Raw genomic sequence first — 22,577 nt, forward strand, 5'->3', positions numbered from 1 at the left:
CTCATCAAAATAGGTGTAATAGTGTGAACCTGAAACATTATTTATCATTGAATCAGCCAATTTCCTCATCGTTTCTACTCTATTTTCAGAAGATAAATCCTCCCCATCAAGAGCATACGCAGATGTCATTGCATCAAACGTCCAATTCATTGCTAAACCAGTAATTGTATTTTCGGTGCCTTCAATTGTTGTTGTCATATCAACCCAAGAATGAGGATGAGCAAACACAATACAAGGAAAAAACGCCGCGGCTATCAAGATCGTTTTTGCCCACTTAGGAATTTTATTACTTTCATTTTTTTCTGATTTTTTTACTTTATTCTCTCGGCTATCCATTAAATCTAATACCTCGTATTACCCTCTCTTATTACGTTTAATATAAATGAAGGCTTGCATTGATGTTATGTTATAACATAACATTAAAAGCAACAGAACACTTATTCACTCATGGCCTTAAAATGAAAAAAAGAGTTCCAAAATCACAAAATAAATCGTGGTTATTTTCCAGTGCTATTCAACGATTAACCATCGTTATATTCATAATATCAATATGTTACTTTGTCTTAATTTCGTTGCTGTAGAGAAAAAACAATGATTAAAATTGACTCTTTAACGGTCTATTACAATGATAATCTCGCACTTGATTCTGTTTCTGTCGATATTCAGCCACAAGATTTCGTTGCTATTATTGGTCCAAACGGCGCAGGTAAATCGACGTTATTAAAATCGATTATACGCCAAATAAAACCAGTTTCTGGCTCTATTAGTCTCCCAAAAGAGCACAAAAAAATAATGGCTTATCTACCGCAATCACATCAAATAGAACGTAACTTCCCAATTTCAGTAGAAGAATTTATTTCAGCGGGTGCTTGGTTACGAACCAGTTTCTGGCGTCATTTTTCTCACAAAGAACATACTCGCCTGCATGAAGCACTTAGAACCGTAAAGCTAATAGGAATGGAGAAACGACAAATAAGTGAATTATCTGGAGGACAATTTCAGCGCATGTTATTTGCAAGAATGCTAATGCAAGATGCGTCAATATTACTGCTTGATGAACCCTTTACCGCCATTGATAGTCAAACCGTTTTCGATTTAATGCAGGTTCTTCGTGACTGCCAGAAACAAGGTAAAACCATCATTGCAGTCGTTCATGATCTTTCTCTTGTTCAGCACTATTTTGATAAATCCATATTAATGGCCACTACATTAATTAAAGCAGGTAGCACAAGTGATGTTCTTCAGCCCACTTGGCTCTCTAAGGCAGGCTATCAACATGGTTGTGGGGTAATCGAATAATGACGTCATATCACTTTTTAATTAACCCTTTTATCGAGTTTTCGTTTATGCAACGCGCATTATGGGGCTGTGTTGTTCTTAGTTTAAGCGCTACGCCTATCGGGGTATTTCTTACATTAAGAAAAATGAGCCTCACCGGAGATGCAATGTCTCACGCTATTCTTCCTGGAGCCGCTATCGGTTTTCTTATTTCAGGTGTATCGGTTACTGCTATGACGATTGGAGGGGTAGTTGCAGGGTGTATTGTTGCCGGATTATCAGGTCTAGTCGCTCGCCATACGAAAATTGGAGAAGACTCCAGCATGGCAGCCTTTTATCTAATGTCACTCGCGTTAGGCGTTATTATTATTTCGTCTAAAGGCAGTAATTTAGATCTACTCCACGTTCTTTTTGGTTCGACACTTGCTCTTAATAACGATGCGCTGATTTTAATCACGATCATTACCAGCGTCACATTGTGTATTCTTGCGATTCTCTATCGCCCTATCGTCCTTGAATGTGTTGATCCCGCTTTTTTTAAAACCATAAGTCGTTTAAGTAGTGTTGCTCATTTCAGTTTTTTATTTTTACTGGTCTTAAATCTTGTTGCCGGATTTCATGCATTAGGAACCTTAATGGCGGTAGGACTGATGGTATTGCCGGCCACTATTGCTCAATTTTGGTCCAAACAATTACGATCAATGTTACTCATTGCTTTCATTATTGCCGCATTAAGTTGTTACCTCGGCTTAATTCTTTCTTATTACTTCAGTTTTGCCACTAGTCCCGCCATCGTTCTCGTTATGGGAGTGTTTTATTTGCTCTCTTTATTCTTCGGTTCACAAAGCGGCTTTATTTCTAATCACGTACTCAAATTACAAACAGGGAAAAAACATGTCTAACACATTGTTCACAATTCCAGTATTAGCCCTCACTCTAGGACTTAGCCACTCAGCCATCGCGTCAGAGCAAATGCCAGTGATCACTAGCTTTTCTATTTTAGGCGATATCGTATCTCAAATAGGAGGAGACCATATTGCGATAACTAATCTAGTCAAAGCCAATGGGGATGCCCATGTTTATCAGCCAACCCCTATTGATGCAAAAGAAATTTCACAGGCGAAATTAGTTATTATGAATGGCTTGGGATTTGAAGGTTGGATGCCTCGTTTAATCGAATCCTCCAATTTTAAAGGAATCGAAATCATTGCATCAAATGGAATAACACCGTTAACAAGGGAGGAGGAAGATCATCATCATGAAACTGATCATCAGCATGGAAACTACGACCCACACGCATGGAACAGTGTTAGAAATGTGAAAATTTACGTTAAAAATATAGAAGCAGGATTAATCAACGCGGACCCTAAAAACAGCGATGATTATAAGAAAAATGCAGATAATTATTTACAAAAACTGGATAAGCTAGAGATCACCATTCATCAAGAATTGGATCAAATACCACAATCCAAAAGAACCATAATCACACCGCATGATGCATTTGGTTATTTTTCTCGCGATTACAATGTCACGTTCTATGCACCTCAAGGAACAAGTACCGAATCGGAAGCCAGTGCTGCGGATGTTGCAACCATAATTCGACAAATAAGAAAGGACGATATCCAAGCCGTCTTTATCGAAAATATTACTGATAATAGAATGATCGAACAAATAAGTAACGAAACACACGCTCACATTGGTGGAAAGCTGTATTCAGATGCACTTTCAGGTCCTGATGAGCCAGCAACAAGCTATATAAAACTAATGCAGCACAATGTAAATACCATAACTCAAGCCCTAAAATAACCATTGTTCTATTATGTAACTAAAAGCACTCAAACAGCCTTTAGTTACATAAAGAACACTAATAAATAAAATTAAAGCCACTTAATCTGGCGTTTCTTCTTCATCGACTTGAAGCATGAAATCCGTAACCCAACCGATCAAAAGAATCATCACCCACGACACCATTATCGAATTGGGTACTTCAAATTGCGGTGAAATAATTAATGTTGCAAAACCCAGCACTGGCAATACCCAAGAAAGCATTGATAACCAACTGTGGTATTTTGAACGCCCCACACTTTGTAAACAAACAATCAATCCAGTGATCGATAATGCGACAAGTGCAGCATGCTGCAAACCACCAATCCATAAAGGAATAACAAGGACTATCGGCCACCATGCGTTCTTATTCACCGGTTTCCAACTTCTCGCGGCAACCCAAACTAAAATTACACTAATAATTTGAGTCAACGTCGACCACGCACTTCCTAGTAATTTTCCTTCATACTGCAACGCCATGATCCCCGCTTCCATAGCAATAACCACTGACGCAACAAAAACAATCAAATGAATACTTTTACGATGAGAAAAGATAACGATAAGAAGCGGAAACAAAGTCCAAACAGAAATAGACAAAGGAAGAGGCTGATAGCTTAATGTTAAACCAAATAGAGACAAACCAGCAATTAAAATCCAAGTAGCAACTCCCCCTTGTGGCAACAACCATAAAATAGGGATCGCTAAGGCTAATAATGGTAAATCGCCACCACTGACCCCAAAAGCCAATACACCAACAACAACAAGAACCAAACTTAACAAAATATTCAATACAAACAAAAACATCGCTTCCCCTCCATGGTTTAGCTTAAGGGTGTTAACCTTGTTATCGTTTTAGTTTAGCGGCAATATAGGGTTTTATCACTGATTCACCTCACTTTAATTAAAAGGTTGTTACGTCAATGAATGACTTTGCTCAAAGTATTTACACGAATCTTCTTCATGTCCCAAAAGGACGAGTGATAACCTATGGGCAACTTGCCAAACTTGCAGGATACCCAAACCATTCAAGACAGGTAGGTAAATTACTCGCAAAACTGCCTAACGATACAAAACTGGCTTGGTATCGAGTGATCAATTCACAAGGAAAAATATCATTGACTGGAGAACGTTTTTTCGTACAAAAAGCGAAATTAGAAGAGGAAGGGATTAGCATTAAAGACGACGGTAGAATTGAACATTTTAAGAAAGTAATAATGCGCTAATCTAAAGCACATTATTACTTCATATCATTTATAATGACGACTTACTGACGAACACCTTTTAGCAATAGGTCTTGAGTCATTGTTTTTTCTTGGTCAGTAATCACCGCATAATTGGTATCCGTTGTGAAACGTAATTTACCATCAACCATAATCGTTGCTCGTACTGAATAACGGTGATTCGCTTTAATATCTGCTGTTTTGAAATCCAGAGCGTAATTAAATGGCGATGATTTGTCAGCCGCTTTAAATGTTTGCTCAGAAATCGTTTTCGATGGTGCATCAGCTAAAGATACATCCGCCAGAGTTACGGTAATAACAGCCGTTGGTGGCAATGCAATACGCTCACGATAGCCAACTGAACCCGTTACTGTCTGTGTAACTACCGCTTGAGGCTCTTCTACCTGAGCAGTTTCAACTTGAACAGCCACTTCAGAAGCAACAGGCGCTTTCGCTGTTTTTTCTGTTGAATTACAACCAACCATAGCAACACTTGTAACCACTGACAAAGCAATTAATAATGACTTTTTCATTGTTTTACTCTCTTTTAATTATAAATGTGTGTCGATGTTCTAAATGTACAATTCCATTCGACTGACAACAAATATAAACCCAATAATCGACGCTGTCTTCCTCCTTACTTCATCTTTGACAAAACGCTGACTCAGTATAAGATTTCATAACACAACCTTGATGTTGATCCTCCTCTTATTAACACCCTATTTAACTTATTGAACTCAAGCTGAATCTATTTCACAATAGAGCGATAACGTTAGAATTAAAAAGGCATTCTTGATGAACAAACCACTTAATGAATTATTAACCCTGTTGCAATTAGAACAACTCGAACAAGGGCTATTTAGAGGGCAAAGCGAGAACCTAGGCTTACCTCAAGTATATGGTGGTCAAGTCATTGGACAGGCTTTATCGGCCGCTCGCTATACCGTTGATAACGCCAGAACGGTGCATTCTTTTCACAGCTATTTCCTTTATCCTGGCGATCCTGAAAAAGCCATCATCTACGATGTAGAAAACCTACGAGATGGCAGAAGTTTCAGCACTCGTCGAGTGAAAGCTATTCAAAATGGTCGCCCTATTTTCTACTTAACGGCGTCTTATCATGGTGATGAACCTGGATTTGAACATCAATCAAAAATGCCAGAAATTGCGGGCCCTGAAAACTTCGCCTCTGAAACTCAACTTGCAGAAGCAATTAAGCACGTACTTCCACCTCAAATACAAAAAATATTCTGCAGCGAAAAACCGATCGAAGTTCGCCCAGTAAATATCATAAATCCATTAGCCCCTAAAAAAGCAGCGCCAACACAACATTTATGGATCAAAGCCAATGGTGATTTACCTGATATCCAGTTGATCCATCAATATATATTGGCTTATGCGTCTGATTGGGGATTCTTAACGACGGCACTTCACCCGCACGAAGTCAGCTTGCTCACTCCGAATTTCCAAGTGGCAACCATTGATCATTCAATGTGGTTCCACCGCCCATTCAAAATGGATGAATGGTTGCTTTACTCAATTGAAAGTACCAACGCCAGCGGTTCTCGTGGCTTAGTTCGTGGCGAGATATTCAACCAAAAAGGCGAACTTGTGGCATCTGCAATGCAAGAAGGCTTAATGAGAATGAAAAACAAATAAGTACTTAATCTGTTTAAAAACGCGTAAGGCGCATCAATTGCTCTTACGCATTTTTGATCTCACTTTTATTACAGAGGTAATTCAGTTGTGTATTTCAATGGTTCCATAGCGAAGGTACTGGTTACATTGGATATACCATCCACACTATTAACCAATTTCTTATAGAAGCTATCGAAAGCTTTCATGTCTTCAGCTAAAACTTTCATCATATAATCATATTCACCAGCCATACGATAAAACTCCATGACCTCGGGAAAGTCAGACACCGTATCAACAAATTTTGAATACCATTCATGCGAATGATTTGATGTTTTTATTAATACAAACGCATTAAAGCTCAGTCCCAATTTCTCAGGATTTAACAAGGCCACTTTTTTCTCAATAACCCCATCCTCTTCTAAGCGCTTTAATCGCTTCCAACAAGGGGTTGTCGTTAAGTTTACCGCTTCAGCAAGTTCACTCAGAGAAATCGTACTGTCTTTTTGTAGTAAAGAAAGTAAGGTAATATCCACTTTATCTAGTTCATGCTTTCCCATTCATTCCCACCTGTAGAATTAATTTCTCTTTAACTGCTAATATACAGTAAATATAGCAAAGTTTTTCTCAAGTAACAGAGGTAAATTATTCACATCGTCCATATTTAAGGAAAAGAATTATGTGTACAGATCATGACTGGATTAATAACGCTATTCGTAAAATTGAAGCGGACTACCAACGCTCTGCGGATACTCATCTCATTAAGCTTGATTTGCCAATGCTTAATGGTATTGATGTTTACCTAAAGGATGAAAGTACGCATCCAACAGGGTCACTTAAGCATCGCTTAGCCCGCTCTCTTTTCCTTTATGCCATCTCAAATGGATGGATTGGCCCTAACACCCCGATTATTGAATCCTCATCAGGCAGTACTGCGGTATCTGAAGCCTATTTCGCACGTCTTTTAGGTCTTCCTTTTATTGCTGTCGTGCCTCGCTGTACCGCGAGTAAAAAAATAGAAATGATTCAGTTCTATGGCGGTAAAACGCATTTTGTCGAACGTTCTGATGAAATTTATGCAGAATCTCACCGTTTAGCGCAAGAGTTAGATGGTCATTATATGGATCAATTTACTTACGCAGAGCGAGCAACGGATTGGCGTGGCAACAATAACATCGCTGACAGTATATTCAGTCAAATGAAATTAGAAGATCACCCTGAACCAACATGGATCGTAATGAATCCAGGGACTGGCGGAACGTCAGCAACCATTGGTCGCTTCATTCGATATCAAAAATACCACACGAAATTGTGTGTGGTTGATCCTGAAAATTCGGTATTCCATGATTTCTATAAAACAGGCAATAAAGATCTAACATTAGAATGTGGAAGTAAAATTGAAGGAATTGGGCGTCCGCGAGTGGAACCTAGCTTTATTCCAGGCGTCATTGATGAAATGCGCACCATTCCTGACGCAGCAAGTGTTGCAACAGCACGTTGGCTAGAAGGCATTCTAGGCAGAAAAGCAGGGGCTTCAACAGGAACCAATTTACATGGCGCATTACAATTGGCTTGTGAAATGGAGCAACGTGGTGAAAAAGGATCTATTGTGACTTTATTGTGTGACAGTGGTGACCGTTATTTGGATACATACTATAACGATGAATGGGTAGCTAAACATATTGGCGACCTAACACCTTATCTCGCTCAGTTAAAAAACTTCGAACACACAGGTCAGCTGTAACCCTACGAGTAAACCCCATTATCAAAGCCATCATTAACGTGATGGCTTTTTTATCTATTCTTCCTTACTATGCTCACTAATTACAAAACTTGGAGTTAATGACCTATGTCTACAGCTATTGTTGTTTTTAGTGGCGGTCAAGATTCGACCACTTGTTTAATTCAAGCACTTACCCATTATGATCATGTTCATTGTATTACTTTTGATTATGGCCAACGTCATAATCAAGAAATTGAAGTAGCTAAATCTGTCGCTTTAGACTTAGGGGCAACCTCTCACAAAGTCATGGATGTGGGTTTATTAAATGAATTGGCCGTCAGTTCGTTAACTCGCGATAACATTCCGGTTTCTCATGAACTGCAAGAGAATGGTTTACCGAATTCATTTGTTCCTGGTCGTAATATTTTATTTTTAACTCTTGCTGGTATTTATGCATACCAATTAGGTGCAGAAAGCGTTATCACGGGCGTATGTGAAACTGACTTTTCTGGTTACCCTGATTGTCGAGATGAATTTGTAAAATCGATTAATCAATCTCTTGTATTAGGAATGGATCGTAAATTAAAAATCGATACTCCTTTAATGTGGCTAAATAAAGCGGAAACATGGGCATTAGCCGATAAGTACGGCAAGTTAGATTATGTTCGTAATCAAACATTAACCTGCTATAACGGCGTTATTGGTGATGGCTGTGGTGATTGCCCATCATGTGACTTACGCAAAAATGGTTTAGACGACTATTTAGCAAATAAAGAATCAGTAATGGCTGACTTAGAGTCAAAAGTTTAATACTGATATTTGCTTTATTCATGCATAAAAAAACCGCAAAGTAATCGTATTACTTTGCGGTTTTTTATATCAATCACATCTATGTACTTAGTGTGATATTCGTCCTTTGATGTCGTGATCTAATTCTCTATTCAACAACTCTTCGACATGACCAGGGGAATGTGTTTTACCTGAGATCAATCGATACATCGCAGGAATAACAAATAACGTCACCAAGGTGGCAAAAGCCATACCAAAGAAGATAACCGTACCTACAGCAACTCGGCTTTCATAGCCTGCCCCTGTTGACATAATTAACGGTATAGCACCAGCTAGTGTTGTAAACGCCGTCATTAAAATAGGGCGTAAACGACGAGCAGAAGCATCAACAATTGCTTGCTCTAGCTCAACGCCTTTATCACGAAGTTGGTTGGCAAATTCAACAATCAAAATACCGTTCTTAGTCACCATGCCTATCAACATGATCATACCAATTTGACTGTAAATATTTAAACCTTGTCCCATAACCACTAAGCCTAAAAAGCCACCAAATACCCCCATAGGTACGGTAAACATAACGACCATTGGGTTAATAAAGCTTTCAAACTGAGCGGCAAGAACAAGATAAGCCACCAATAGCGCCAAGCCAAAAACAACTAAAATACTGGATTGATTCTCTTTAAAGTCTTTTGATTCCCCCGTATAAGCAACTGAAATATCACTTGGTAACATTTCAATGGCTTTCGCATCCAAATAATCCAATGCATCACCTAATGTTGCTCCATCTTTTAAGTTTGCCGTTAACGTAATCGATTTTTGCTTATTGGTGTGAGACAAACGGATCGCTGAGGCGACTTCATTTATCTTGGTGACCGTATCTAAGGTAACCAATTCACCACTGGAGGTTCTCATGTAAATTTGACTAAGATCGGCCGCATTATTGAAGTTATTTTCATCGCCACGTAAATACACATCGTATTCTTCACCACGCTCAATAAAGGTTGTTTCACTCTTACCGCCTAACATGATTTCAAGCGTATCTGAGATGTCTGAAATCTTAATACCTAATTCTGAGGCGCGATCACGATCAACCGAAACAACCAATTCAGGCGTTTTTTCAGAATAGTTAATATCAGCACCTTCCATTAATGGGCTATTATTTGCTTCCGCTTTTAATATCTCACCCCATTGTTGTAACTCTTTATAATCAGAACCACCAAGTACAAATTGAACCGGTTCACTTGAACCACCACGGAAACCTGGCATCATTGGAAATACGCGCGCATCAGGAATATCAGCCAGTGCTTTTTTAATGACACCGAGTCCTTCTTGGGCCGTCAGATCTCGATCCGCCCAATCTTCTAAGATCATGATAACAAAGCCCGTCTGATCCCCTGCATTACCACCAAAAGCCGGTGATTGAACACTAAATGATTTCAAGAACCCTTTGCCTAGTAGAGGCATCAATCGCTCTTCAACAATATCCATGTTCGCACTCATGCGGTTATAACTGGTTGCATCAGCACCACGCACAAACGCAAACAACACACCGCGATCTTCTTGTGGAGTCAATTGTGATGGTACTTGCTGCATTAAGCCGTAACTACCGCCAATACACGCAAGAATAACCACAGGAGCAAGTAGACGCCATGCAACCGCTTTAGTGACAGACTTTCGATAACCACGCTCTAAAGAGGAAAACATCTTATCAACGAAAATATTAAAACGATTTGGTTTTACATTCGCTTTTAAAATCTTACTCCCTAGAACAGGGGTTAGCGTCAATGCGATTAACGAGGAGAACAACACCGACATAGCCAGTAAGACTGAAAATTCAGTAAACAATAACCCCACCATTCCTTCCATAAAAGAAATGGGTAAGAACACCATCACTAACACTAACGTCGTTGCAATAACAGCAAAACCAACTTCTCTTGTGCCTTTGTATGCAGCAAGCAGTGGCGATTCTCCCTTTTCTAAATGATGGAATATGTTCTCAACAACAACAATGGCATCATCAACCACCAAACCGATGGATAAAATTAACGCCATCAAGGTGATTAAGTTAATCGAAAATCCAAAATAGTAGGCGGCAATAAAAGAAGAGATTAAAGAAACAGGCACAGTAACTGCCGGGATCAACGTGGCACGAGCTTGCCCAATAAAGATATAAAGAACCAAAATAACCAAGCCGCCCGTAATAAAGAGCGTGCTATATACTTCTGAGATCGACCGTTCGATAAATACGGTAGAATCATAATCAATCGCTAATCGAGTCCCCTCAGGTAAAAACTGTTGGATCTTTTCGACTTCCTCATGAACTAGCGTTGCCATTTCTAGCGGGTTCGCATCAGATTGAGGAACAATGCCCATACTTACATTGACAATACCGTCACTTTTAAACGTCGAGTTTTCGTTCTCAGCACCAATGTAAACATCAGCCACGTCTTTTAAATAAATAGGCGTACCATCACTCGCCGTTTTCACAACAAGATAGTTAAAATCATCCGCTTTGTTATAAAGACGCTCAGTTCGAACCGACATTACGATGGCATCATTTCGAACTTCCCCCCCGGGGCTTTCAATATTTTCAGAACGAAGCGCGGCAGTAATATCTGAAGCAATAACACCACGTCCAGCCATAAGCGCGGGTTTTAGTTTAACGTACATAACCTTGTACAAACCACCCGAGATATCAACCGAACTGACGCCATTAATTAAACTAAAACGGTCAATCAGCACACGCTCGGTATAATCCGTTAATTCAGTTCGATCCATTACGCTTGAACTTAAATTAATATAAACCGACGCTTCACCACTGCCATTATTTTTAAATACAATCGGGTCATCTGCTTCATCAGGTAATCCACTTTGAGCTCGAGCAACGGCATCACGGACATCACTCACCCCTGTATTTAAGTCATACCCTAAATCAAACGTAATCGTAATACGTGACATGCCATTTCGAGTCGTTGATTCGATCTCATCAATGCCACTAATACCGGATAATTGATCTTCCAATACTGAGGTGATTTGGTTTTCCATAATGGTCGCAGAAGCGCCATCATAAGTCGTGCTAACCGACACGACTGGACTTTCAATATCCGGCATTTCACGTACGGCTAACTTGCTAAAAGACACCGCACCAAACACACACAACAACAAACTTAGAACAATGGCAACTACTGGCCTTTTTACTGACGTATCAGATAACCACATTATTGAACCTCAGCTTTTATCGTCTCAGCATCTGTTGAGATCATTTTAACCGTTACACCATCACGCATATTGACAAGACCTTGAACAACAATGTCTTGGCCTATATCCAAGCCTTTTTCAATAACCACTCGGTTTTCTACACGAGCACCTAAAATCACTTCCGTACGAATCACTTTATTATCATCACCAATGACATACACATAACGTTTTGTACCTGAATACTCAAGTGCTTGAACAGGAATAATCGGTGCATTGATAGCAGGGAAATCCAACGTTGCGGCCATTAACATACCCGGCTTCATTTTTAGTTCTTTATTAGGAAAATCAATTCGAATGCGTAAATTAAGTGTTTCTGCATTTATACGAGAATCAATACCAACCACTTCACCAGAGAACTCAAGATCTCCCCATGCTTGGCTCTTAGCCTCGACTTTCATCCCTGTTGATAGCATTGATAAATAACGCTCAGGCACTTGTAAATCCAATTGCATTAAAGAAAGGTTGTCCAATGTAAGTAATTCACTACCAACACTGACCATTTTACCTAAGCTAAAATCAATAAAACCAACCGTTCCGGCAAAAGGCGCTGAGATATGTAAGTCACGTAATTCAGCATTTGCGGCTTCTAAACGTGCCTGTGCAATATTTACACTGGCTTTTTGCCCATCAATCTCAGTTTGAGTAATCGCATTCTTTTTCGACAAACGCTGAAACTCTTTTAATTTACGTTGTTCATCATGTAAATACGCTTGAGCCTCTTTTATTACCGCTTTTGCTTTATCATCATTTAACTGAATCAATAGCTGACCTTTTTTCACCGTTTGATTGGCCTTAATCGCAATACGATCGACTTTTCCTGAAACTTCAGGTGAAATAATGACGGATTCTGCGGCTTCAAGCTTTCCAATTAACGATAAAGACTGAGATATCTCATGAGTTGCTACTTCTTCAGCAACAACAGCAACAGATTCATTACTAGTTGGTCTTTTAGCATAAGAAGGTGTAGATAAAGTACATGCTAATAAAACGGCAAGGGCGATAGACTTTGTTTGATTCATACTGTGACTTATTTTAATTATGGAATTCAGTTAGTGAACATAGTTTACCAAGTGAAAAGGCATTTGTTCGTCAATGAATGTAAAGATGACGCAATAAACTGTAAAAACAATCACTTCAATCTATCTACTATTCACTCATTTAGTTCATAAATGGTGATTTTTAACCCTTTATGACGAAAAAGTCAGCATTCAAATCAAAAAACACATAAAAGTGCTTTACAGAAAAACGAAGTTTGCTATTATTCGCTCCGAACTTGGCAAGGTCGTTGGGAAAACTCTTGTTAAGTATAAAAATCTCTCGTTGGGGGGGTTCCCGAGTGGCCAAAGGGAGCAGACTGTAAATCTGCCGCGTAAGCTTCGATGGTTCGAATCCGTCCCCCCCCACCATATTTTTCTTAATTGTTTGAATTAACGATTAAGATAACTTGATTACTCCGTTGGGAAACGAGTTAATTAAGTATAAAAATCCCCGTTGGGGGGGTTCCCGAGTGGCCAAAGGGAGCAGACTGTAAATCTGCCGCGTAAGCTTCGATGGTTCGAATCCGTCCCCCCCCACCATATTCTTCTTAATTGTTTGAATTAACGATTAAGATAACTTGATTGCTCCGTTGGGAAACGAGTTAATTTAGTATAAAAATCCCCGTTGGGGGGGTTCCCGAGTGGCCAAAGGGAGCAGACTGTAAATCTGCCGCGTAAGCTTCGATGGTTCGAATCCGTCCCCCCCCACCATATTCTTCTTGATTGTTTTTATTAACGATTAAGATAACTTGATTGCTCCGTTGGGAAACGAGTTAATTAAGTATAAAAATCCCCGTTGGAGGGGTTCCCGAGTGGCCAAAGGGAGCAGACTGTAAATCTGCCGCGTAAGCTTCGATGGTTCGAATCCGTCCCCCTCCACCATTATTTATCTCGTTAGAGATCGAAAAGCCAATTCAGAAATGAGTTGGCTTTTTTGTGCCTGTTAAGAAAATAAATCATATTCTCCTCTTTTTAGCCTTGCCAAAGGAACTGTATAAATATACAGTTAATAATATATTTCATATTACCGCCTCATTAATTAGATTCTCAAGCCAATTAATGCCGTTGGTATACATAGAGACCATTGAAATGCACATTGCAGAAGTACAAAAAAATCAAGAACAACCTTCACAATGGAAAACATGCAGTTTATGTAATAAAGAAGCGTTTTGTTCTCCTTCCACAAGTGTAACAATGGCGTGGATCAAAGCAGGATTAGGGCAACAAAAATGCACATGGCGTTGTGAAACTTGCCAACCGACAGCCCGGTTAATGAATTAAACTTTATCGTAAATTAGTGGTAATATCATTGTATTAAAAGATCCTCGCTCAACTAGGATCATAAGAAAAACAAGGACTTTAACCACTATGAAAGTAATCTCATTTAATATTAAGTAATAATTAAATATATTACTTTTCAGATAGTTAAGATACTTAGCTAGTCTCACTTGTTACAAAAATGACTACACCTCCATATTTATGACAACAGATACAATGAAACCCCTTACTGGTAATGCCTACCTTCTCTCTTTGGCGGTAAAATGTAGTGGGCGGTATTTGCCTGTAAAGAAGCGATAGTCTTCGGGATATTACCTGCACTATTTAGTGACATTGTGTACAACATATCCAATGGCAATCGACGCTTGCGGATCGTTACTATGCCAGCCTCTTCTAAACATTGGTTAATAAATTCAGGAGGTAAGATATCACTGAGTTTTCCGAGAGATTCCGAATCAGGAACGAAACCATTGACGAGTCTTAAAGCTTTAGTTAGTTGCATAAAAAATCCGATATTGGTTACCCAATATCGGATTTTGAAGACTTTTAACGATCAGTCAAATGATCTCAAAAATATCTTAACTGATCGGCATTAGCCCCTTACTGGGGCTTTATATTTTACTAACTAAATCAGGCCTAAGAGGACAATTTATCAACCGTAGCCATTAAATCTCCTCTTCCATCTCAATATATCACTGAGCTTTCTATTCAGCTTTATACACGCCTATCCTGTTGAGCCTGAACCCATGAACGCATCCAACACGAGCGCATTTTCTCTGCTACTTGCTGAAATGATATGTTCAAGTAATCAATAGACTTCTCACAAGGATGTTTCCCCTGACAATATTAACAGCCTATACCTTCATATATAAATATAAGACACTTAACCAGTAACATTAAATGGCATCAATAATTGTTTTTATGATAATTTGAATTGATTTATTATTGCCTTAGTATCACTAACCTCTGTATTAATAATATACATTTCATCTGCAATATTCTCTGAAATTTTAACGCTACTTACTGTAATATCATTTACATTCACAGCATTAATATTGATTTCATTTATCACGGTTGTTTGTTCTTCGGTGGCTGCTGCTATTTGGTGACTCATTTCTGATAGTGAATAAAGGTTATTTGAAACGTCTTCAACATGTGTTTTTGCGGTATCAATCTGATCAACACAAGAAAGCATTAATTGATTGCTTTCATCCATTTTATTTCTAACGTCTAATATTCTTCCTTGAAGTGTACTTATGATTTTTTCAATATTAACAGTAGATTCTTGTGTTCGTTTAGCTAATACTCGGACTTCATCAGCAACAACCGCAAAACCACGACCTTGCTCTCCTGCTCTTGCTGCTTCAATAGCAGCATTTAAAGCTAAGAGGTTGGTTTGATCAGCTATGTTGCTAATCATGTCTAATACGCTTGCTATTTCTTCACTGTCTGTTTTCAGCAAATCAACAATGTGATCACACTCGTTTAAACTTTCATTTGTTGTATTTATTGCGTTGTTAGCTTGTTCGATAATCAAACAGGTATTGCTACACTGGTTTGATGATTCTTGTGTTAATTCTGCCGATGTAACAATGTTATTTGCCACTTCATTTGCAGTACATTGCATTTCATTAATGGCGGTAGCTAACTGGTTAATATGATCCATTTGAGAAGACATCGCTATTTTATTTTCATTAACGATTTCATCAATTCTATCTACACTATTCTTATTACTTTCAATCGACGAATAGACAGACGTTAATTTTTCTGAAATACTTTCTCTAAATTTTCTTAGATTACTCATAATTGAACCAATTTCATCTGCTTTGAATTTATTTGATTCGATAAAATAGCACAACTCACTTTTCTTCAAATCCAGTGAAACAAATCTTAAAATTGCGTTATTGATTAGATTGATTCGCCCGGTTATATCTTTCATTACATATAAAACAAAAGCCATACTCAAAGCTAAAATAAAAATAAATAAGATCATAGTATTAATTAATGAATTGTCTCTACGCTCTTTTTCACTTACTCTGTAGTCGCTAACATACTGCATATTTACATTGATAAGTCTAGCTATTAAAGGATAGATTTCCTCAATAATTACTTTACTATTTTCATAATTTTCAAGATCGTAAGAAATGTTCTTATACTCGTCTATTTTATCTAACAGAAGTCCGTATACTTTCTCGTCTTCTTCATTAGCTGAAAAAGTGCTGTAAATATGTAATTCTTCTTCAAGTTTTTTGAAAGTATTTGTCCTGATTTTTATCGCATTTTCTTTATTTATATTACTAAAAGCAATTAAATCATAACGTCTAACTACGTTTATGCTTTGTTCAATTTCAATGATGCTTAACAATGAAGAAAATACATCCTCAAAAAGATAAACCTCCCTTTCATTCGCGTGGTTATTATTTGCGGTGAATACTGCTAAAGATGCCACAGCAATCAATATCACAATAGCGAGTAAAGAGAGAAACGTTTGTTTTACAGATAACTTTAACATTTTATATTATTTCTTATTGAGGTTAATAAATACAAATACCGAGAAAACAATGAATAGAATCTGCGATCATTATGGAAAGAGGCGTCTGTTTTAAGATATTCTAGCTCATTTATATAAAAAATCCGGAACCAATAATTGGTTTCAGATTTAACTGTAATATTCCATTCCATCAAGATGAAAAATTACGTCGCATAATTTTTTATTTACTTAATATCTTTACTTCCTATTTATTATCATAGCTTGAGTAATTTCAGTCACAAAACCCATCAAATTCACTAAGGTCAACATACAACCATAAATAGATTTTTTATTGAAAATATATGGCAAGCCAAACGTGCGAGGACATAATACTCAAAGAAATAATAACCACAACTTATATGTTTAAATATAATTAACACATTTGAATATAATTTACATATCATTAACTTGCAGAAAATTACATGTGATGGCGTATAACATTGATTCTTATAGCAATAATAAATAATTTGTTGCAAAAATTAATTTAACGTCAAGATCCCATAATCTTTCATATGATTTCGTAGCTAATGACTAATTCTGAATTTAAATGAAAACACTTTGCACCAGACATTATACTTTGATGCTTACGTTGGTATGATTCGACACCAATTAGTTACGTAAATCTCAGTGATATGCTCACAGAGCGAGGCATATCGGTTAATAGCTCCACTATCTACCATTGGTTTGTTGAAAATCCTTTGGTTTTAAAGCCTGTCACAACACTAAATCGTATACTTATTGGATGTCCTTCGCCATTCATAGATACCGCAGCTACGAAAGGACGCTTTCCTTTTGCGCCTCTGCCACGAGTGCCACGTTGAACCCCTCCCCAATAAACGTTATCTAATTGAATTTAACCATTCAATGGGGTTTCATCGTCTCGTTCTTTCATTGCTTGCATCAGCTTATGCTTCATACCCATGCTGCGTTATAAGAAATACCAAGCGGTCAAGAGAGCTCTAATGCTGAAATGCCATTCTTCTCTTGAGTGATGAGATAAATAGTTAAAAACCATATATTTAATAGCAATTTTGACGCTGAAAACAAGGTTCCTGAAGTTAATGAGCCTTGGTAATGACACTGATTACATTGGAAAAGCTGTCTTGCTTTAAGCTCGCAGTATTTATCATGGCCGCAATTGTCACAACGATAATCAGAAGGACATCCTATATCGAACAGTCGTTTACGACATTGTTCTTCAGTACCTAACTGTGAAATAAACCCATGTATTGAAATGCTTTTTTGAAATTGGACTTTATTTTAGCCATGATAACCACCTTATTTTTTTACTTCACTTTATAAGCGAAATTTGAGAGGTAATCAGGAAGAATTATATGATGAACTTTATCAGCCAACCTCTGGCCGAGTTTTTAGTTGTGGTTATGGTGTTGTTCATAAATGGCTAACCTTGGCATTACATGATTTACCCAAAGGACAAGCCACTCATGTTTTGAGACATACTTTTGCGAGCCATTTTATGATGAATGGTGGTAATATCTTGGTATTACATAAAATCCTCGGTCATCAGGATATTAAGCAAACTATGGCTTATTCACATTTTGCACCTGATCACCTAAATGATGCGGTTTCGTTAAACCCATTAAATGCCACCAAGTACGACATAAAATATGGCGACAAAGTGGCGGCAGCGGTTAACAACCATTAGTTTTCATTGTCCTTATTTAGTTTTGATCACATAACTAACACATTGAAAACTAAAGAAGCCCTATATAAAACAAGGAGTCTAGAAAACAATGAAAGTAATTAGCTTCAATATAAATGGCCTTCGTGCTCGTCTTCATCAATTACAAGCTATCATTGATAAACACAACCCTGATGTTATTGGTCTTCAAGAGATCAAAGTACATAATGACATGTTTCCAGTCGAAGCCGTTGAAGCCATGGGTTATAACGTGTATTTCCACGGCCAAAAAGCGCACTACGGCGTGGCAATGCTTTGTAAAAAAGAACCAATTTCTGTTCAATATGGGTTTGATACCGATACTGAAGAGCATCAAAAACGCATGATCATGACAACACATGAACGCGATGATGGCTCAAAAGTAACCGTGATGAATGGCTATTTCCCACAAGGTGATAGCATTAAGCACGAAACTAAATTTCCATATAAACGTCAATTTTATAAAGATTTAATGATTCATCTGAATACTCATCATACTAATGATGAAGAATTGATCATTATGGGTGATATTAATATTAGCCCAATAGATGCAGATATCGGTATTGGCGAGCCCAACGCAAAACGTTGGTTGAGAACTGGGAAATGTTCTTTCCAACCTGAAGAGCGTGAATGGCTACAAGCGCTAAAAGATTGGGGATTTGAAGATACTTTCCGCAATCTTCATCCTGAAGTAACCGATCAATTCTCTTGGTTTGATTATCGTTCAAAAGGCTTTGTTGATAATCGTGGCCTTCGTATTGATGTTGTAATGGCTACCCCCTCATTAGCAGGTAAGTGTACTGAAGCGGGTATTGACTACGAATTACGTGCAATTGAAAAACCGTCTGACCACGCACCAATCTGGTCTACTTTTAAATAGTATTAAGCTCTCACCTTTTTAAGGGGGAGCTTTTTTATTGCGTTGCTGTTACGAGTAAAAATAAGCTAGCCCAAAATATTCATTCGATCCCTATTTAATGATTTTGGTTATAGAACCATCGCTTATTTAAACGAGTATTATTGAGGAAATACAATGAAATTATTCATCTTTGATCACTGTCCGTTTTGCATGAAAGCAAAAATGGTCGCAGGAATAAAAAATCTTCCTGTTGAATTTACTTACCTTCAAAATGATGATGTCGATACGCGTATCGAAATGGTAGGTGCAAATATGGTACCTATTTTAGAGAAAGACGACGGCACCTACATGGCTGAAAGCCTTGATATTGCAAAATACCTCGACGAAAACGACCATTACCCGGTCATTGAACAAGGTACTTGTGCTGATGATATTTCAGAATGGTTAAGTAACGTTCGTCCTTTATTTAATAAATTGACCTTTCCTCGTTGGACTAAATTTGATTTACCAGAGTTCGAACGTCCTGAAGCCGTTACTTGGTTTACGGACAAAAAAGAAGCGTTTATTGGGATGAGTTTTGACGATGCTTTTGCCCAAAGCGATAAGTTTATTAATGAATTAACACCTTTATTGGTTGATGTTAACTTCATCACTTTACCTTCAGAGAAAGGAAATAAGATCACTTGGGATGACATCAATTTTTTCCCATTCCTGCGTAATCTGACAGTAGTAAAAGGATTGGACTTCCCTCCTCATTTAAAAAACTATTTAGAAGAGATCAGTGAGCTTACCGGTGTGAATCTATACTTAGATGTCGCGGTATAGCGTTAATGCTAATCAGTGGTTATAGGATCAAAAAAGAGCACATAAAAAGTGCTCTTTTCTTATCATTACGACTATAACCAGCGTTGGTACCAAATAATTTCACCATATTCAATGAAATCAAAAACACTCAAAAATAATGCACAAATCAGTACGAATTTCACTAGCCTTACCAATAAAAGTGATAAGCCCATAACGACCTCCTCAAAGAGTATAATCTGGCTATACTACATTAAAACAAAAAGAGCACAGTTCTGTGCTCTTTTTGATTATAACTTAAAATACAATTAACTTAGTGGTCTCATAAATCTAAGCATTCGTGTCTCTAACTGTTTAAATACAAAAATAATAATGAACGTTAGACACATGTAAAACAAACCTGCCGCAATATATGATTCAAAAGGTGCGTAGTAACGAGAATTCACTAATCGTGCTGCGCCAGTCAAATCCATCAAAGTTACAATGCCCGCAATCGCAGAACCATGTAACATGAAAATTACTTCATTACTGTATGCAGGCAACGCTCTGCGTAATGCACTCGGTAAAATAATGCGTTTATAAGTTTGAAATTGACTCATGCCATACGCTTTTGCCGCTTCAATTTCACCTTGAGGTAAGCCATTAATAGAGCCTCGAACGATCTCCGAAGTATAAGCGCCTGTATTTAATGCAAAAGCAACCAAAGCACAAAATGAAGCATGTTCCCATACTGTGTCTTTCACGGGATAAAATTGATCCATTCCGTAATAAATCAAATACAGTTGGATCAGTAATGGTGTACCGCGAAAGAAATAAATATAGGCCCACGCAGGAACCCAAATTAATGGATTATTGCTGTTTCTAGCAATCGCGGTAGGGACGGCAATGCACAACCCAATAATAAGAGATAAAGCGACTAACCAAACAGTAGTCCAAAGGCCATCCAAATAAACGGGTAGGCTCTCAATAATAATTGAAAAATCCATGCTTACCTCGTATGAATACTAAATTTACGCTCAACCAGTTTTAAAGCACCAGTCGACACGGCAGTGAATAATAAGAAAATACAAGCAACGGTCATATAAAAAGTAAACGGCATTTTGGTTGTACCAGCTGCCATAGAACTAACACGAACCATGTCTTCTAATCCAATGATTGAAACTAAAGCAGTCGTTTTTAATAACACTAACCAGTTATTACCAAAACCCGGTAACGCATGCCTAATCATCTGTGGAAACAAAATACGATGGAAGGCCATTGGACCACTCATACCATAGGCTTTGGCTGCTTCCATTTCACCTCGGTCAACAGCCATAATCGCCCCACGAAACGTCTCTGCCATATAAGCACCAAAAATGAAACCTATCGTGAGAACACCAGCAATAAATGGACTAATTTCTATATAATCAGGAAGGTAGGCAACCCATTCATGATTTGGGTCTGAACTTGTCATCCATTCGTTGATCCATTCATTTGACTCATACAGGCCATTATTCAATAGCATCTGTCCGCCAAAAAATAGCAACATCATTAAGACAAGATCAGGAATACCACGAACAACGGTAGTGTAGACTGTCGCAATAGATCGAGCCCAGCGATACGGCGCTAATTTAGCTAACGCACCTAACATCCCTAAAAACACGGCTAAAATGAGTGATAGCAGTGCGACTTGTAACGTAACTAATGCCCCATCTAAAATCGAGGACTCATATCCTTGCAAATCTAACATACTGCTTCCAAGCTTTCGCTTTAACTATTAGAAAATTGAAAGAGGCTATAGATTACGGCCTCTTTCATATGAATTAGTACTTTTTGTACTTATTCACCATATACATCATAGTTGAAGTATTTTGCTGCAATTTCTTGATAAACACCTTTTTCACGAAGTGAATCAATTGCGGCATTCAATTGTTTTGTTAAATCTTTATCTTGTTTGCGAGTTGCGATACCAAACCCATCACCAAACCATTTTGGATCCGTTAGCGAAGGACCAACAAATTCGTATTCTTTACCGCCAGGTTTGTTTAGTAACCCTTCTTCTAATGCTGATGCATCACCAAGAACAGTATCAATACGACCCGCTTTAAGATCTAGATATGCTTCATCAAATGAGCCATAACGCTTAAGCTCAACACCAGAACCAAAGTTGTCTGTCAAATATTTATCGTGTGTTGTCGCGCGTTGAACACCAACGGTTACCCCTTTTAGACCTTCTTTAGTCATGACTAATTCTGTGCCTTTTTTAGCAACAAATTTATTCGGGATCAGTGCGTATTTCTCAGTGAAATCGATTTTTTTCTTGCGCTCTTCTGTAATAGACATTGCTGCAATAATCGCATCATATTTACGAGCCAATAGTGATGGGATAATACCATCCCAATCTTGAGCAACGATCTTACAACGAGCTTCCATCTCTTTACATAGTGCGTTAGCGATATCGACATCAAACCCTTTCAGTTCACCTGATGGTTCAGTCCAACTAAATGGAGGATATGCCCCTTCAATACCAAATCGAATTTGCTTCCATTCTTTTGCTTGAGCTGCGCCAGTAACGGCTGTAGATGCAACAATTGCTGCTAATAACCACTTCTTCATTTCCTTGCTCCTGTAACTAACTTCATTTTTATTGATTTAATACACTGCGTTATTTCGGTATTGCTTAAA

General features: G+C 38.0%; 21 protein-coding genes, 4 tRNA genes and 4 pseudogenes. 16 read left to right on the top strand and 13 right to left on the bottom strand.

The features are described from left to right. The coding region (locus AACV33_RS12275; protein ID WP_182699279.1) for a DUF1007 family protein at positions 1 to 336 on the bottom strand (336 nt) is incomplete at its 3' end. A gap of 255 nt (positions 337 to 591) precedes the next feature. Here AACV33_RS12275 and AACV33_RS12280 point away from each other — a divergent pair. The 3 genes from AACV33_RS12280 to AACV33_RS12290 are packed head-to-tail and all read left to right on the top strand — an operon-like array spanning position 592 to position 3,084. After that, positions 592 to 1,299 (top strand): metal ABC transporter ATP-binding protein, encoded by a 708-nt coding sequence (locus tag AACV33_RS12280; RefSeq protein WP_182699280.1) that lies wholly within the window; start codon positions 592 to 594, stop codon positions 1,297 to 1,299. Continuing rightward, positions 1,299 to 2,180 (top strand): metal ABC transporter permease, encoded by an 882-nt coding sequence (locus AACV33_RS12285; RefSeq protein ID WP_182699281.1) that lies wholly within the window; start codon positions 1,299 to 1,301, stop codon positions 2,178 to 2,180. Before AACV33_RS12280 ends, AACV33_RS12285 begins: the two co-directional genes overlap by 1 nt. Further along, positions 2,173 to 3,084, top strand: coding sequence for a metal ABC transporter substrate-binding protein (locus tag AACV33_RS12290; protein ID WP_182699282.1), 912 nt, complete (start codon positions 2,173 to 2,175; stop codon positions 3,082 to 3,084). The genes AACV33_RS12285 and AACV33_RS12290 overlap by 8 nt, the downstream gene beginning before the upstream one ends. An 81-nt stretch (positions 3,085 to 3,165) precedes the next feature. Here the strand turns inward: AACV33_RS12290 and AACV33_RS12295 are convergent, their stop codons facing one another. Then, positions 3,166 to 3,906 carry a hypothetical protein gene (locus tag AACV33_RS12295; RefSeq protein ID WP_182699283.1) on the bottom strand — a complete coding sequence of 247 codons (741 nt, stop codon included), beginning with the start codon at positions 3,904 to 3,906 and terminating at the stop codon, positions 3,166 to 3,168. Between the two features lie 116 nt (positions 3,907 to 4,022). On the opposite strand from AACV33_RS12295, the gene AACV33_RS12300 reads away from it, so the two are divergent. Then, a complete protein-coding gene (locus AACV33_RS12300) occupies positions 4,023 to 4,325 on the top strand; it encodes an MGMT family protein (protein WP_017021004.1) in 303 nt (100 codons plus the stop codon). 41 nt (positions 4,326 to 4,366) lie between these two features. Here AACV33_RS12300 and AACV33_RS12305 read toward each other — a convergent pair whose 3' ends face one another. Further along, complete coding sequence (locus AACV33_RS12305; protein WP_017021005.1) at positions 4,367 to 4,855, bottom strand: YbaY family lipoprotein; 489 nt, start codon at positions 4,853 to 4,855, stop codon at positions 4,367 to 4,369. A gap of 262 nt (positions 4,856 to 5,117) precedes the next feature. On the opposite strand from AACV33_RS12305, the gene tesB reads away from it, so the two are divergent. Beyond that, the gene (gene tesB, locus AACV33_RS12310; RefSeq protein ID WP_023603512.1) at positions 5,118 to 5,981 is read left to right on the top strand and encodes an acyl-CoA thioesterase II; all 864 of its coding nucleotides are present in this window, start codon (positions 5,118 to 5,120) and stop codon (positions 5,979 to 5,981) included. 68 nt (positions 5,982 to 6,049) lie between these two features. On the opposite strand, the gene AACV33_RS12315 is transcribed toward tesB, so the two are convergent. Further along, the gene (locus AACV33_RS12315) at positions 6,050 to 6,517 is read right to left on the bottom strand and encodes an Lrp/AsnC family transcriptional regulator (protein WP_012550527.1); all 468 of its coding nucleotides are present in this window, start codon (positions 6,515 to 6,517) and stop codon (positions 6,050 to 6,052) included. A 119-nt stretch (positions 6,518 to 6,636) separates the two neighbouring features. On the opposite strand from AACV33_RS12315, the gene AACV33_RS12320 reads away from it, so the two are divergent. After that, the gene (locus AACV33_RS12320; RefSeq protein ID WP_182699284.1) at positions 6,637 to 7,701 is read left to right on the top strand and encodes a PLP-dependent cysteine synthase family protein; all 1,065 of its coding nucleotides are present in this window, start codon (positions 6,637 to 6,639) and stop codon (positions 7,699 to 7,701) included. Between the two features lie 105 nt (positions 7,702 to 7,806). Then, complete coding sequence (queC, locus tag AACV33_RS12325; protein ID WP_182699285.1) at positions 7,807 to 8,490, top strand: 7-cyano-7-deazaguanine synthase QueC; 684 nt, start codon at positions 7,807 to 7,809, stop codon at positions 8,488 to 8,490. Between the two features lie 87 nt (positions 8,491 to 8,577). On the opposite strand, the gene vexH is transcribed toward queC, so the two are convergent. Then, positions 8,578 to 11,688, bottom strand: a complete 3,111-nt coding sequence (gene vexH, locus AACV33_RS12330) for a vibriobactin export RND transporter permease subunit VexH (protein ID WP_182699286.1) — start codon at positions 11,686 to 11,688, stop codon at positions 8,578 to 8,580. Continuing rightward, the gene (locus tag AACV33_RS12335) at positions 11,688 to 12,746 is read right to left on the bottom strand and encodes an efflux RND transporter periplasmic adaptor subunit (protein ID WP_182699287.1); all 1,059 of its coding nucleotides are present in this window, start codon (positions 12,744 to 12,746) and stop codon (positions 11,688 to 11,690) included. Before AACV33_RS12335 ends, vexH begins: the two co-directional genes overlap by 1 nt. A gap of 303 nt (positions 12,747 to 13,049) precedes the next feature. On the opposite strand from AACV33_RS12335, the gene AACV33_RS12340 reads away from it, so the two are divergent. The 5 genes from AACV33_RS12340 (at position 13,050) to AACV33_RS12360 (ending at position 14,045) form a co-directional block, all read left to right on the top strand. Beyond that, a tRNA-Tyr gene (locus AACV33_RS12340) sits at positions 13,050 to 13,133 on the top strand. Between the two features lie 87 nt (positions 13,134 to 13,220). After that, positions 13,221 to 13,304: transfer RNA gene (locus AACV33_RS12345), tRNA-Tyr, on the top strand. Positions 13,305 to 13,391: 87 nt separating this feature from the next. Further along, positions 13,392 to 13,475, top strand: a tRNA-Tyr gene (locus AACV33_RS12350). An 87-nt stretch (positions 13,476 to 13,562) separates the two neighbouring features. Then, positions 13,563 to 13,646 (top strand) — tRNA-Tyr (locus AACV33_RS12355). A 177-nt stretch (positions 13,647 to 13,823) separates the two neighbouring features. Beyond that, entirely contained in the window at positions 13,824 to 14,045 is a 222-nt protein-coding gene (locus AACV33_RS12360) for a hypothetical protein (RefSeq protein WP_244886296.1), read from the top strand. A 223-nt stretch (positions 14,046 to 14,268) separates the two neighbouring features. Here AACV33_RS12360 and AACV33_RS12365 read toward each other — a convergent pair whose 3' ends face one another. From AACV33_RS12365 to AACV33_RS12370, 3 genes and pseudogenes are all read right to left on the bottom strand, one after another. Further along, positions 14,269 to 14,544, bottom strand: coding sequence for a transposase domain-containing protein (locus tag AACV33_RS12365; protein ID WP_255458469.1), 276 nt, complete (start codon positions 14,542 to 14,544; stop codon positions 14,269 to 14,271). Positions 14,545 to 14,769: 225 nt separating this feature from the next. Beyond that, positions 14,770 to 14,888: pseudogene (locus AACV33_RS21540) on the bottom strand (DNA methyltransferase); the annotation flags it as partial. Between the two features lie 73 nt (positions 14,889 to 14,961). After that, positions 14,962 to 16,554, bottom strand: coding sequence for a methyl-accepting chemotaxis protein (locus tag AACV33_RS12370; protein ID WP_182699288.1), 1,593 nt, complete (start codon positions 16,552 to 16,554; stop codon positions 14,962 to 14,964). 587 nt (positions 16,555 to 17,141) lie between these two features. Here AACV33_RS12370 and AACV33_RS12375 point away from each other — a divergent pair. Continuing rightward, a pseudogene (locus AACV33_RS12375) lies at positions 17,142 to 17,264 on the top strand (IS6 family transposase); the annotation flags it as partial. A gap of 11 nt (positions 17,265 to 17,275) precedes the next feature. On the opposite strand, the pseudogene AACV33_RS12380 reads toward AACV33_RS12375, so the two are convergent. Further along, positions 17,276 to 17,808 (bottom strand): annotated as a pseudogene (locus AACV33_RS12380) (IS1595 family transposase); the annotation flags it as partial. An 88-nt stretch (positions 17,809 to 17,896) separates the two neighbouring features. Here AACV33_RS12380 and AACV33_RS12385 point away from each other — a divergent pair. From AACV33_RS12385 to grxB, 3 genes and pseudogenes are all read left to right on the top strand, one after another. After that, a pseudogene (locus AACV33_RS12385) lies at positions 17,897 to 18,238 on the top strand (tyrosine-type recombinase/integrase); the annotation flags it as partial. A gap of 88 nt (positions 18,239 to 18,326) precedes the next feature. Further along, positions 18,327 to 19,133 carry an exodeoxyribonuclease III gene (gene xthA, locus AACV33_RS12390; protein WP_012550523.1) on the top strand — a complete coding sequence of 269 codons (807 nt, stop codon included), beginning with the start codon at positions 18,327 to 18,329 and terminating at the stop codon, positions 19,131 to 19,133. 153 nt (positions 19,134 to 19,286) lie between these two features. Continuing rightward, the gene (gene grxB / locus AACV33_RS12395; RefSeq protein WP_017022218.1) at positions 19,287 to 19,937 is read left to right on the top strand and encodes a glutaredoxin 2; all 651 of its coding nucleotides are present in this window, start codon (positions 19,287 to 19,289) and stop codon (positions 19,935 to 19,937) included. A 284-nt stretch (positions 19,938 to 20,221) separates the two neighbouring features. Here grxB and AACV33_RS12400 read toward each other — a convergent pair whose 3' ends face one another. From AACV33_RS12400 to AACV33_RS12410, 3 genes are all read right to left on the bottom strand, one after another. Beyond that, positions 20,222 to 20,899, bottom strand: coding sequence for an ABC transporter permease (locus AACV33_RS12400; RefSeq protein ID WP_012550521.1), 678 nt, complete (start codon positions 20,897 to 20,899; stop codon positions 20,222 to 20,224). A gap of 2 nt (positions 20,900 to 20,901) precedes the next feature. Beyond that, positions 20,902 to 21,642 (bottom strand): ABC transporter permease, encoded by a 741-nt coding sequence (locus AACV33_RS12405; RefSeq protein ID WP_182699290.1) that lies wholly within the window; start codon positions 21,640 to 21,642, stop codon positions 20,902 to 20,904. Positions 21,643 to 21,731: 89 nt separating this feature from the next. Then, a complete protein-coding gene (locus AACV33_RS12410; protein WP_012550519.1) occupies positions 21,732 to 22,508 on the bottom strand; it encodes an ABC transporter substrate-binding protein in 777 nt (258 codons plus the stop codon). Positions 22,509 to 22,577 lie beyond the last annotated feature (69 nt).

This window comes from Aliivibrio sp. SR45-2 (genome assembly GCF_963890165.1).
Taxonomy (GTDB): domain Bacteria; phylum Pseudomonadota; class Gammaproteobacteria; order Enterobacterales; family Vibrionaceae; genus Aliivibrio; species Aliivibrio salmonicida.

Coding starts and splice junctions, on each gene's coding strand:
- AACV33_RS12280 (WP_182699280.1), top strand. CDS start 592: ATGATTAAAATTGACTCTTTAACGGTCTATTACAATGATAATCTCGCA.
- AACV33_RS12285 (WP_182699281.1), top strand. CDS start 1,299: ATGACGTCATATCACTTTTTAATTAACCCTTTTATCGAGTTTTCGTTT.
- AACV33_RS12290 (WP_182699282.1), top strand. CDS start 2,173: ATGTCTAACACATTGTTCACAATTCCAGTATTAGCCCTCACTCTAGGA.
- AACV33_RS12295 (WP_182699283.1), bottom strand. CDS start 3,906: ATGTTTTTGTTTGTATTGAATATTTTGTTAAGTTTGGTTCTTGTTGTT.
- AACV33_RS12300 (WP_017021004.1), top strand. CDS start 4,023: ATGAATGACTTTGCTCAAAGTATTTACACGAATCTTCTTCATGTCCCA.
- AACV33_RS12305 (WP_017021005.1), bottom strand. CDS start 4,855: ATGAAAAAGTCATTATTAATTGCTTTGTCAGTGGTTACAAGTGTTGCT.
- tesB (WP_023603512.1), top strand. CDS start 5,118: ATGAACAAACCACTTAATGAATTATTAACCCTGTTGCAATTAGAACAA.
- AACV33_RS12315 (WP_012550527.1), bottom strand. CDS start 6,517: ATGGGAAAGCATGAACTAGATAAAGTGGATATTACCTTACTTTCTTTA.
- AACV33_RS12320 (WP_182699284.1), top strand. CDS start 6,637: ATGTGTACAGATCATGACTGGATTAATAACGCTATTCGTAAAATTGAA.
- queC (WP_182699285.1), top strand. CDS start 7,807: ATGTCTACAGCTATTGTTGTTTTTAGTGGCGGTCAAGATTCGACCACT.
- vexH (WP_182699286.1), bottom strand. CDS start 11,688: ATGTGGTTATCTGATACGTCAGTAAAAAGGCCAGTAGTTGCCATTGTT.
- AACV33_RS12335 (WP_182699287.1), bottom strand. CDS start 12,746: ATGAATCAAACAAAGTCTATCGCCCTTGCCGTTTTATTAGCATGTACT.
- AACV33_RS12360 (WP_244886296.1), top strand. CDS start 13,824: ATGCCGTTGGTATACATAGAGACCATTGAAATGCACATTGCAGAAGTA.
- AACV33_RS12365 (WP_255458469.1), bottom strand. CDS start 14,544: ATGCAACTAACTAAAGCTTTAAGACTCGTCAATGGTTTCGTTCCTGAT.
- AACV33_RS12370 (WP_182699288.1), bottom strand. CDS start 16,554: ATGTTAAAGTTATCTGTAAAACAAACGTTTCTCTCTTTACTCGCTATT.
- xthA (WP_012550523.1), top strand. CDS start 18,327: ATGAAAGTAATTAGCTTCAATATAAATGGCCTTCGTGCTCGTCTTCAT.
- grxB (WP_017022218.1), top strand. CDS start 19,287: ATGAAATTATTCATCTTTGATCACTGTCCGTTTTGCATGAAAGCAAAA.
- AACV33_RS12400 (WP_012550521.1), bottom strand. CDS start 20,899: ATGGATTTTTCAATTATTATTGAGAGCCTACCCGTTTATTTGGATGGC.
- AACV33_RS12405 (WP_182699290.1), bottom strand. CDS start 21,642: ATGTTAGATTTGCAAGGATATGAGTCCTCGATTTTAGATGGGGCATTA.
- AACV33_RS12410 (WP_012550519.1), bottom strand. CDS start 22,508: ATGAAGAAGTGGTTATTAGCAGCAATTGTTGCATCTACAGCCGTTACT.